Here is a 2,955-nt window from a genome sequence, read left to right as displayed (position 1 = left end):
TGACAATCGCGGGTTCGGATCCCGTCTCCGGCTCCAAACCCACAAAGTACCTTTGGCTCAACAGAAAACTTGCGAATACGCAGGTACGTGTCCGCCCTGCGCTTGAGCTCGGTTTTTGAGGGTACAGGGTTGGTCTCCAACGCCCGCAGGCCATTTTCTTGAGTGGCGTGACGTTTTCGTGACACATTTGAGGTTATTGCAACTGATAATCATAATCTTATGGAAGGGTTGGCACTTCTCGGGGTCTCCCAGCGGCGAGGTGGGAGCGCGGCCTTACAGGCCTGGAACGCCTGGCTGCAGGCCCGGCTCGAGCCGCCGCCGGGGCTGGTGCGGGAGTGGGTACCCCTTCTAACCTGCAACCGCAGCGAGCTGGTGCTAGCTTTAGGTGAAGGGGCGGAGCTCGAGCAGATCCGCCAGCAAATGGTTCCTCCCCACCTGCCCCGTGGCTACGCTTTTTCCGGAGAGGCCGCTTTGGAGCACCTGGCCCGCGTGGCGGCCTCCTTGGACTCGGTTAACCCCGGTGAAGACCAAATTATGCGGCAGGTCAGGGCGGCTTTTGAGGCGGCCTTGGCTGCCGGTACGGTAGGCCCCACCACCGGCTTTGCTTTTCAGAATGCACTGCGCATCGCCAAGCGGGTGCGCCGGGAGGTGCCGCTGGCCCCGGCCCAGACCTCGCTCTTCAGCCTGGCCCGCCCAGCCTTGGAGGCCATGCTGCCCCGCCCTGCCCGGGTGGCGGTGGTGGGCGCGGGGAAGATGGGCCACTTGGCTGCCCGGAGCCTGGCTGGTGTGGAAGGCCTCGAGCTGTGGGTGGTCAACCGCAGCCTGGCCAAAGCTATTGCCCTGGCCGAGAAGCTGGGGGCCAGGGCTTTGGGGCTGGACGAGTTCCTGGCCAGTCCCCCAGCCCTGGATGCGGTGGTGACGGCCACGCCCGTGGCGGGCCTTCTGGGGCCGGCCTTTTTCCGAAAGCAGCGCAGGCTGGTGGCGGTGGTGGACCTGGGGATGCCCAAAAACGTGGTGGCCGAGGCGGTGCGCGGCGCGGTGCTTTTCGACCTGGAGCACCTCCAGCGGCTTGGGGAGGAGCGCCGCGCGCGTTTGCGCGCCGACCTAGCGAGGGCCGAGCAGATTGTGCTGGAAGAGGTGGAGCAGGCGGTGGCGGAGTGGACGGAGCGTTCGATGGCCCCCGCCATTGCCCGAATGCGTGAGGCTTACCGCCGCACCCTGGAGGAGCTGCTGGGCGATCTGGTGACCCCGGAGATGATAGAGCGGCTGGCTCGGCGTTTTGTCCACTTTCCGCTCAAGGGCCTGAGGGGGCTGGCCCGGCGGCACGGGGCCGAGGTGGCCCAGACATTTCTGGTAGAGGCCGGGTTGTGGGAGGCAGGGCGTGGCTAGGGTGCGCCTGGCTACTAGGGGAAGCCGCCTGGCCCTGTGGCAGGCCGAGTGGGTGGCCGGGCAGCTCGCTCGGCAGGGGGCCAAGGTGGAGCTGGTGGTTGTGGAAACCCAGGGCGACCGCGAGAAGCGCCCCTTTGCCCAGATGGAAGGCCAGGGGTTTTTTACCAAAGCGGTACAGGAGGCGGTGCTGGAGGGCCGCGCCGACCTGGCGGTGCACTCCTACAAAGACCTCCCAAGCATCCGCCCAACGGGCCTGGAGATCGCCGCGGTGCCGCCTCGAGAAGACCCCCGCGAGCTTCTGTTGGCGCGGCTCGAGGCCGTGGATCAAACAGCCACCAACCTGCCCCTACGGGCTGGGGCGCGGGTGGGAAGCAGCGCAGCCCGGCGGCAGGCACAGCTTGCCCACCTGCGGCCCGACCTTGCCCTTATGGAGCTGCGGGGCAATGTGCCTACGCGGGTGGATAAGCTTCGGCAGGGTGAGTACGATGCGGTTCTTCTGGCCTATGCGGGGGTGCAGCGGCTGGGGCTGGACTTAGGTCCCTTCCACTGGCAGGTGCTTCCGCCTACGCTATTGGTGCCGGCTCCGGCCCAGGGGGCGCTGGCCCTGGAGTGCCGTGAGGATGACAGGCGCCTAAAAGCCTTGCTGGAGCCTTTGGAAGACCCCTCCGCAAGGCGCACCGTGGCGGTGGAACGTGGTCTCATGGCCCGCCTGGCTGGGGGTTGCCAGCTTGCCCTGGGGGCGCTGGCCCAGGAGACACCGGAGGGACTGCGTCTCCTGGCCTGGTACAGGGGCCGGGTCTACCGGGCCCGGGGGCTGGAACCTGAGGCGGTGGTGGAGGCGGCCTTCAAGGATATTCACGCTGAGCACCCGGAGGTGGCATGCGGATCGCCCTGACCCAGTCTGAAGGCCGTTTGGCGGGTTTGCAGGAGACTTTAGAGGCTATGGGCCTCGAGGTCTGGCGGGTTCCCTTGGTCCAGACCCGTTTCCTGCCCACCGACCTAACCCCCATTCAGGACTGCCGCTGGTGGCTTTTCACCAGCGTCAAGGCCGTGCAGGCGGTACGGGCCTTGGGGGCCAGGCTCGAGGGGCGAAGGCTCGGCGCGGTGGGCCCTGCGACCCGGCGGGCCTTGGAGGAGGCCGGAGGAGCCGTGGAGGTGGTGGCCCCGGAGGGACATGCCCTGAGCCTGGCCGAGGCTTTTCTGGCCCGGCGGCCCTTCGGTTTTGTGGGCCTGCCCCAAGGCAACCGGGCCCAGCCTCACCTGGCCCAGCGCCTGCGGGAGGCAAGCTACACCGTGGAGGTGGTGACGGTCTATGAAACCCTGACCTGTCCCTGGCCCCAGGGGCTGGAGGCCCCCGAGCTGATCCTGCTGGCCAGCCCCTCTGCGGTGGAAGCCCTGCCCGATGCGGTGGGGGAGAGGGCCCACAGCCTGGCCTTGGGCCCAAGCACTGCGGCGGCTTTGGAAGAGCGGGGCTGGCCCCACACCCTTCTGGCCAGCCCCAGCGTGGAGGCTGTTATAAAGGCCATCCAGGACATCCGAGGTGAACTGTGCTCGATTTGACGAACT

At 67.4% G+C, this 2,955-nt stretch carries 3 protein-coding genes; all 3 read left to right on the top strand.

Going from position 1 to position 2,955, the window contains the following annotated elements; translation table 11 throughout:
* The first annotated feature begins 219 nt into the window (after window positions 1–219).
* From NZN28_RS14160 to NZN28_RS14150, 3 genes are read left to right on the top strand one after another with little or no spacing between them, the layout of a single operon-like run.
* The gene (locus tag NZN28_RS14160; RefSeq protein ID WP_295399240.1) at window positions 220–1,389 is read left to right on the top strand and encodes a glutamyl-tRNA reductase; all 1,170 of its coding nucleotides are present in this window, start codon (window positions 220–222) and stop codon (window positions 1,387–1,389) included.
* Entirely contained in the window at window positions 1,382–2,284 is a 903-nt protein-coding gene (gene hemC, locus NZN28_RS14155) for a hydroxymethylbilane synthase (protein WP_295399238.1), read from the top strand. The genes NZN28_RS14160 and hemC overlap by 8 nt, the downstream gene beginning before the upstream one ends.
* A complete protein-coding gene (locus tag NZN28_RS14150) occupies window positions 2,269–2,949 on the top strand; it encodes a uroporphyrinogen-III synthase (RefSeq protein ID WP_295399236.1) in 681 nt (226 codons plus the stop codon). Before hemC ends, NZN28_RS14150 begins: the two co-directional genes overlap by 16 nt.
* Window positions 2,950–2,955 lie beyond the last annotated feature (6 nt).

The organism is Meiothermus sp. (assembly GCF_025056915.1).
GTDB lineage: Bacteria > Deinococcota > Deinococci > Deinococcales > Thermaceae > Meiothermus.
This window is presented reverse-complemented; position numbering and strand designations above follow the sequence as displayed.